This window comes from Nocardia sp. CC227C (assembly GCF_030767025.1).
Lineage (GTDB): Bacteria > Actinomycetota > Actinomycetes > Mycobacteriales > Mycobacteriaceae > Nocardia.
The window spans coordinates 271,682-279,785 of record NZ_JASITE010000010.1 but is presented as its reverse complement, the minus strand read 5'-3'; the positions used below and the strand labels follow the sequence as shown (position 1 = coordinate 279,785).

Below are 8,104 nucleotides of genomic sequence, written 5' to 3'. Positions count from 1 at the left end.
TTCACCACCCTCCCGCTGCACCCCCGGCAGAAGAACCGCGCCCGGAAATTCGGTTTCCTCCGACCGGGCTGGTGCGTACTCTCGCAGTGCGTCTCGTGCCACACGGCACGTCGAACCAGGAGGGAGCCGGTGATGCGTGGTCAGCACACAGTCGCCGCTCGTCCGCGGTTCGAGGTGATCCTGGTGTCTTCGCTGGTCCGGTACCGGCTGCGCGGCCGGTACTGAGTCACCCGGACCCTTCACACGCACCGACCTCGTCGAGGTCGAGTCGCGCCGTCCCGACGCACACCGTGTCGGCACCGCCCCCGTCCGGGAATCGCGCTGTAGTGACCCTGCTCAGCACGAAGGACCGAATTTCCGTGCGTACCACTGTTTCCCGCTCCCAATCCGCCCGTGTCCGCAATCTCGGCATTCTCGCCCACGTGGATGCGGGCAAGACCACCGTCACCGAGCGGATGCTCTTCCTCACCGGCGCCACGCACAAGCGCGGTGAGGTGCACGAGGGCACCACCGTCACCGATTTCGATTCGCAGGAACGCGATCGCGGCATCACCATCTTCGCCGCCGCGGTGAGCTGCGAGTGGAACGGTCACCGCCTGACCGTGATCGACACCCCCGGCCACGTGGACTTCTCCGATGAGGTGGAGCGGTCCCTGCGGGTGCTGGACGGTGCCGTCGCGGTATTCGACGCCGTCGCCGGGGTGGAGCCGCAGAGCGAATCGGTGTGGCGTCGCGCCGACCGGTACGCCGTGCCGCGTATCGCGTTCGTGAACAAGATGGATCGCACCGGAGCCGATTTCGACGCGGCGGTGGCGGCCATCCGGGAGCGCCTGCACCCGGTTCCGCTGGCCGTGCAGCTGCCGATCGGCAGCGAGTCGGACTTCACCGGTGTGGTGGACCTGGTGCGCATGCGCGCACTCGTCTGGAACGCGGACGGGCTCTCGGAGCAGCCGATTCCCGACGCGCTCGCCGAGGTGGCGCGGCGTCGTCGACGTGCCCTGGAGGAGGCCGTCGCGGAGCGGCATGCGGCCGCCCTGGACGAGTTCGTCGACCGGTCGGAACTGTCGGCGGCGACGATGTCCGCGGCCTTGCGTGAACTGACGCTCGGCGGTGAGATCGTGGCGGTGCTGTGCGGTGCCGCCTATCGCGATCGCGGCATCGAACCGCTGCTCGACGCGATCGTCGCGTATCTGCCCGCGCCGCTGGATCGCGCGCCGTCGGCCGGCACCGGTCCGGTCGCCGATCCGACGGAACCGCTTGCCGCCCTGGTGTTCAAGGTGCAGGCGACCGCGACCGGACGCCTCACCTTCGTCCGCGTGTACGCGGGCGTTCTGCGCAAGGGGGACACGGTGTCGGACGTCGGAACCGGTCGCCGGGAGCGGGTGGCGCGGGTGCTGCGGGTGCAGGCCGACCGCCACGTGGAGGTGGACGCCGCGATGGCCGGTGACATCGTGGCCCTCGTCGGACCGAAGGCCGCGGTGGGCGCGACCCTCGCGGCCCCGCACGCGCCGGTGCTGCTGGAACCGCCGACGGTGGCCGATCCGGTGGTCTCGGTGGCGGTCGAACCGCGGGTGAACGCGGATGCCGAGCGACTGCGGCTGGCCCTGGCGCGGCTGGTCGACGAGGATTCCTCGCTGGTCGTGCGCACGGACGCGGAGACCGGGCAGACGCTGCTGTCCGGGCTCGGCGAACTGCACCTGGAGGTCGCGGTGGAGAAGATCCGCCGTGACCGCGGTATCGGGGTCCGCGTGGGCCGTCCGCAGGTGGCTTACCGGGAGACGGTGCTGCGCGGGGTGTCGGGAATGAGCTACCGGCACGTCAAGCAGGACGGCGGCAGCGGACAGTGGGCGCATATCGTCTTCGATGTGGAGCCGCTGGACGCCGCGGATCCGGGTGCCGAGGGGATGGAGTTCCGCTCCACGGTGGTGGGCGGCCGCGTCCCGGCCGAGTTCGTGCGTGCGGTGGCGGCAGGCTGCCGGGATGCGCTGGCGGCCGGTCCGCTCGGCGCTCACCCGGTGACGGGTGTGCGCATCACGCTGACCGACGGCATGACCCACGTCAAGGACTCCTCGGAGCTTGCCTTCCGAGCGGCCGCGCGACTCGGGGTCCGAGAAGCGCTGCGCGCCAGCGTGATGCGGCTGCTGGAGCCGATCGCCGAGGTGACCGTCACGGTTCCGGAGGAGTTCGTCGGCGCGGTGCTCGGTGACCTGGCGGCCCGCCGCGGCAGGGTCGGGGGGTCGGCGACCCGCACCGGAGTCGTGGTGGTGACGGCGACGGTGCCCCTGGCCGAGTTGTTCGGTTACGCGACTCGTTTGCGCAGCCGCACCCGGGGGCGTGGTGAATTCACTTCGCGGCCGGTGGGTTACGCGCCCGCGTGAGCTGGAGTGAGTCGAAATGCGCGGTCCCGCACCCGAACCGGGTGCGGGGCCGCCGCCGCGGGCGCGTCACCGGGTGGTGGGCACGACGGGGAGTTCGGGTGCGCACCGGCAAATTCCGAGCGGATGTCCTGGTCCCGGTCCGGAACGTCCCGGTCGCGTCCTGGACGTGCTGGCGGACCGCTCACTCCGCTCGGCTGCCGAGCGACCGCGCCCACGGGCCGGACACGAGTGTTTCACATGGCTGGAAGGGTCGTCGGGGGTGCTGCGGCAAACATGGCGAAACGGCTGTTCGCGGCCCCCTGTCCTATCCATGAAATAGTCCTAGAAAGATCCTTCAAAACGCTGCTGCACCTGTTGGACGCTCGGTATTGTCCCGATGGCAAACAGCCAGTGACAGACGCCGGCACAGTCATCGAATCGGAGTTCCCCCATGACCGACATCATCTCGGACATCCGCGTGCGGACCATCCTCGAGCTGTTGGCCTCCGGGTCGGCGGGCGGTTCGGCGAAGTAGCCGGATGATCGCCAGCTTCCGATGCTCACGCGGAAGTGCACGATGCGGTGGGGGGCTCGGTCCATGACGAGATGGACCGGGCCCTTCCTGTTTTCCGGGCGGTGCGCTGCCCGGCACTGGCGGTCGTCCCTGCTCCGCCGTGGTGCGCGACCATCGCGCCCAAATAAATTCTAGAAAAATCAGACAAAAGTATTCCGCTCGGAGCGGCCGCTCGGTATCGTGTGGAACGGCAAATGATCAGTGATCACCGGGCCACAGCGACACGGCGGCCGGGCCTCCCCCCGGGCTCGGCCGACGAACCCCGGCAGTTCCCCTGCCAATTCCCGACTGCCGTTGGGCTGGTCGCAATGCTCCGGTGCGCTGAGCCAACTTTCGGCAATCGCGCGGTATGCCGAAGGTGCAAACGAAGGGGCCGATCCATGACGAGGGGATCGGCCCCTTCGGTATTGTCTGGCGCAATGTCTCAGGAAACGAACGCGGGAAGAATGTACGCCGGGCAGCCCGTAGAAGACCGGCAGCGGCAGCGACGTGCGCGTTTTCTGGAGTCCGGGCTGACGGTATTCGCGCGGGACGGGTACGCCAACAGCTCCGTCGGTGCCATCTGCAAGGACGCCGGGCTCTCCTCTCGGCAGTTCTACGAGGAGTTCACGGGGCGCGAATCGCTGCTGCTCGAACTCTACGAACAGATCGACCGGGAATCGCGGGAAGCCGTGGCGGCCACCATCGCCGAGCATGCGGACGCCAGCGCGATCGAGATCATCGACGCCGCCGTACGCGCCTACATCGAGTCGATCGGCCGAGATCCCCGCAAGGCGCGGGTCTCGCTGGTCGAGGTGGTCGGCGCGGGCCCCAAGGTCGAGAAGTTCCGACTGGAATTGCGCCGCGCCTGGGGAGCGCTACTCGCCAGCGCCGCCGAGGATGCCGCCATGCACGGCGAAATCCCGCCCGGCGATTACGAAATGCGCGTGCTGGCCATTATCGGCGCCGTGAACTACGTGGTGGACGCCTGGAGCGGCTCCGACCCCCGCCAGCCGCTGGACGACGTCATCCGCGTGCTGCGCCGCATCATCATGGGCGCGGTCAGCGCCTGACACTCACCCACGCCCGCCACCGTGAAGACCACCCCGGCATCCGGGATGTGCGCTGCCCGGCGGGCGTGGAGCCGCGCGGCGTCGTGGACACGAATCCGCGGTGGAGCGGTAGCGTGCGCGTATGGAGACTGTGCCGATCCAGATGCCGGACGGGACCACCGTGCCGGTCCGATTGGTGCCCGCGCACGGTGCGCACCGGCATGCGATCACGCCGGACACCCCGCGCCCGGTGGTGGTGATCGTGCCGGGGCTCGGGGTGCCGGCCGCCTACTACGAGTTCTTCGCGAAGGATGTGGCGAGCCGGGGATTCGATGCCGCCATTCTGGAATTGCGCGGCAACGGCGACAGCCGCCCGAAGCCGAGTCCGTCGAGTGCCTACGGATATCAGGAACTCGTATCCGTGGATTTTCCGGCCATGTTCGAGGTGGTGCGGGAGCGGTTCCCGGACTCGACGCCATTTCTGCTGGGGCACAGCCTCGGTGGGCAGTTGGGCGTGCTGTACGCGTCGCGGATCCGAGGCCGGCTGGGCGGGTTGATTCTCATCGCCTCGGGCACTCCCTACCACCGCGGTTACGGCGGTCTGGCATCCACCGGACTGCTGCTCGGCAGCGCCGCGGTCTCGCTGACCGCGAATCTCGCCGGTTTCTGGCCGGGGGACCGGATCACCGCGGGCGGCTTCGGCCGCCAGTCGAAGGTGCTCATCTCCGACTGGGCGCGATTGGCCCGCACCGGCAGATTCGAACCCGCCGGTGCGGACATCGATTACGAGGAACGCATCGCGCGGCTGAAACTGCCGGTGCTGTCCATCACCATGACCGGTGACGACCTCACCCCGCGAGGTTCGGCCGCACACCTGCTGGAGAAGCTGCCCGGCGCCGACATCACCCGGTGGCACAATCCGGAATCGTTGGGGCACAACGGCTGGATTCCGGATTCGCGCGGCACCGTCGACTACATCGAGAAATGGTTGCGCGACCGCTGATCAGTTTCCCATGAGCCGCTGGGTGAAGAATTCGAAGATGAGCGCGGCCTGGAACGCCGACTGCTTGTTGTCGGCCGCGCCGCCGTGCCCGCCCTCGATATTCTCGTGGTACCACACGGGGTGACCCTGGGATTCCAAGAGCGCCGCCATTTTTCGCGCATGCCCCGGATGCACCCGGTCGTCGCGCGTGGACGTGGTGAGCAGGATCGGCGGGTAGGCCGCGTCCGCCCGGGTGTTCTGGTACGGCGAGTATTCGCTGATGTACTTCCACTCCTCCGGCTTGTCCGGGTCGCCGTACTCCGCGATCCAGGACGCGCCTGCCAGCAGCAGGTGATAGCGCCGCATATCCAGCAGCGGCACCTGGCAGACGATGGCCCCGAACAGTTCTGGGTACCGGGTGAGCATGACGCCCATGAGCAGGCCGCCGTTGCTGCCGCCCACCGCGCCCAACCGGTCGTGGGTGGTGATGCCGCGGGCGACCAGGTCCTTGGCCACCGACGAGAAGTCCTCGTACACCTTGTGCCGGTTGGCCTTCTGCACCGCCGTGTGCCACTGCGGTCCGTACTCGCCGCCGCCGCGGATATTGGTCATCACCCAGGTGCCGCCGCGCTCCAGCCAGCCCATGCCGGACGCTCCGCTGTAGGCGGGCGTGCGCGAGACCTCGAATCCGCCGTACCCGGACATGATGGTCGGGCCGGGCCGCCCGACCCGATCCCGGTGGCGGATGACGAAATACGGGATCATGGTGCCGTCGTCGGAGCGCGCGAAGTACTGCTCGGTCTCCACACCCGCGGCGTCGAAGAACTCGGGCTCCTTCTTGAGCAGTGCGGTCGGACCGCCCACGGAGCCGGAGAGCAGGGTGGTGGGCGTGGTGAAGCCGCTCGTGGTGAGCATGAATTCGTCACCGCCCTCGAGCGGGTCCAGATTCATGACGCTGGTGGTGGCCATGCGCGGGGCGTCGGCGAGCGGTTCGCGCACCCAGCCGTCCGCGCCGGGCGTGACGACGTAGAGCCTGGTCTGCACGTCCTCGAGCGTGATGAGCAGCAGATGGTTCTCGGTCCAGCCGTAGCCGTGCAGGGCGGTGTGCGCGTCGGGTTCGAAGATCACCTCGAAATCTCGTGCACCGCCGAGGAATTCCTCGAAATCGGTGGCAAGCAGCGCACCCGCCGGATATTCGCGGCCGCCGACCTCCCACGGCGACTTGAGCCGGACCAGCAGCCAGTCCCGGTACCAGGATTCCGAGGCGTCGGTGGGCAGCTCGAGCCGCCGCAGCGTATCGCCGCCGGTGAGCAGGTACACCTCCTCATTGAAGAAGTCGGTGGCTCGGCCGACGAAATGCCGTTCGTAGCCCGGGGTCCGGTCGTATCCGGCGGATACCGCCACATCGCCGGGCTCGCCCTCGAAGACGGTGTCCGCCGCCGCCAGCGGCGTGCCCCGTCGCCAGCGCTTGGCGATGCGCGGATAGCCGGAGTCGGTGAGCGAGCCGGGTCCGAAGTCGGTGCCCACGTACACGGTGTCGATATCGATCCAGCGGATCTCGGACTTGGCCTCCGGCAGGTAGAAGCCGCCGTCCTCGGGCGCGATGAAATCTTTTGTCTCGATCGCGAATTCGCGGACCACCTTGGCGTCCGCGCCGCCGCGCGACAGGCTGATCAGCGCCCGCTGCTGCTCCGGGCGCAGCACGGCCGCGCCGCCCCACACCCAGTTCTCGTCCTCGGCTGCGGCCAGGGCGTCGAGATCGATCAGCACCTCCCAGTCGGGTTCCTCGGTGGCGTATTCGGCGAAGGTGGTGCGCCGCCACAGGCCCTTGGGGTGTTCGGCATCGCGCCAGAAGTTGTACAGCCAGCGCCCGCGCCGTCCTGGATAGGCGATGCGGGTGTCGGTGTCGAGCATGGCGAGGATGCGCGACTCCAGGTCGGTGAAGCGGTCCGACGAGGCGAATTTCTCGACCACCACGTCGTTGTGTTCCCGCGCCCAGTCCAATGCGCGATCGCTGGTGACCTCTTCGAGCCACAGGTAAGGATCCGTCACGCTCTCGTCAACACCGCTCATGGCCCCATTGTTGCCGAGGGCGCGTCGGTGTGACCGGGAACCCTGCTCAGTACGATTGCCGGACGGATGCCGATACCGCTGAGGAGGTGTGGATGCGACCCGCACTGTGGGAACAGCACTGCTGCCTGCCGCTGCTGCCCAGCGCCGACATCCTCGCGCTGAGGCGGTACCCGGTCGGCAGTTACCTGTCGGTCAATGTCGGCTATGCGCCGCATGCCACGGCCGACGCGCTGGCGCTGGTGCGGCAGTTCCGCCGCGATGCCGCGGCCGAGCCGTGGTTCCGGCTGGTGGAGTCGTTCGCCGACACCCAGGCGGACGGGGTGATCGCGCTGGCCTTCGATCTGGAGGATTCCGGGCCGCTCGGCGGCGATCTCGACAATGTCGCGGTCTTCCACGACCTGGGGGTCCGTTCCCTGCTGCCGACCTACAACCACGCCAATGCGGCGGGCTGCGGGTGCCTCGATACCGAGGACACCGGGCTCACGGCATACGGGCGCGATCTGGTGCGCACGCTCAACGAGGTGGGCGTATTCGCCGACGGCTCACACTGTTCGGCACGCACGGGGCTGGACATCGCCGCGACCACGAGCGTTCCGATGATCTACAGCCACTCGAACTTCGCGGCGCTGTGGGCGCATCCGCGCAACATCACCGACGATCAGGCGCGCGCGTGCGCGGAGACCGGCGGTGTCATCGGCATCAACGGGGTCGGAATCTTCCTGGGGCGTAACAAGGCCGAGGACCGCGCCGCGCGGGTGGCGGCCATGGCCGACCACGTCGTCTACGGTGCGGAGTTGGTCGGCGTCGAGCACATCGGCGTCGGCTCCGACTTCTCCTTCGACGGTGCCCAGTTCAATGCCGAGATCGCCGCGAATCCGGAGAGCTTCTCCGAGGACTACACGCGCTGGGGCCCGTTGCAGTGGACGCCGCCGGAGGATCTGTTGGGGCACAGTGAGGTTCGCGGGCTGCACGAGGAGTTGGCGGACCGCGGCTTCGCGGAGTCCGAGATCGCGGCGGTATTCCGGGGCAACTTCGCCCGGGTGGCGCGACAGGTGTGGCGCGACTGACGCGGGCGTCGCACGGACCG

General features: G+C 68.6%; 5 protein-coding genes. 4 read left to right on the top strand and 1 reads right to left on the bottom strand.

Features of this window, described 5'->3' with window-relative positions:
- Nucleotides 1-359: 359 nt before the first annotated feature.
- The 3 genes from fusA to QMO76_RS22010 all read left to right on the top strand — a co-directional run bounded on the left by fusA (nt 360) and on the right by QMO76_RS22010 (nt 4,965).
- The gene (gene fusA / locus QMO76_RS22020) at nt 360-2,378 is read left to right on the top strand and encodes an elongation factor G (protein ID WP_306363203.1); all 2,019 of its coding nucleotides are present in this window, start codon (nt 360-362) and stop codon (nt 2,376-2,378) included.
- 972 nt (nt 2,379-3,350) lie between these two features.
- The gene (locus tag QMO76_RS22015; protein ID WP_306363202.1) at nt 3,351-3,983 is read left to right on the top strand and encodes a TetR/AcrR family transcriptional regulator; all 633 of its coding nucleotides are present in this window, start codon (nt 3,351-3,353) and stop codon (nt 3,981-3,983) included.
- Between the two features lie 121 nt (nt 3,984-4,104).
- Nucleotides 4,105-4,965, top strand: a complete 861-nt coding sequence (locus QMO76_RS22010) for an alpha/beta fold hydrolase (protein ID WP_306363201.1) — start codon at nt 4,105-4,107, stop codon at nt 4,963-4,965.
- Here QMO76_RS22010 and QMO76_RS22005 read toward each other — a convergent pair whose 3' ends face one another.
- The gene (locus QMO76_RS22005; protein ID WP_306363200.1) at nt 4,966-7,017 is read right to left on the bottom strand and encodes a prolyl oligopeptidase family protein; all 2,052 of its coding nucleotides are present in this window, start codon (nt 7,015-7,017) and stop codon (nt 4,966-4,968) included.
- A gap of 92 nt (nt 7,018-7,109) precedes the next feature.
- Here QMO76_RS22005 and QMO76_RS22000 point away from each other — a divergent pair, with 92 nt between their 5' ends.
- A complete protein-coding gene (locus QMO76_RS22000; RefSeq protein ID WP_306363199.1) occupies nt 7,110-8,084 on the top strand; it encodes a dipeptidase in 975 nt (324 codons plus the stop codon).
- Nucleotides 8,085-8,104 lie beyond the last annotated feature (20 nt).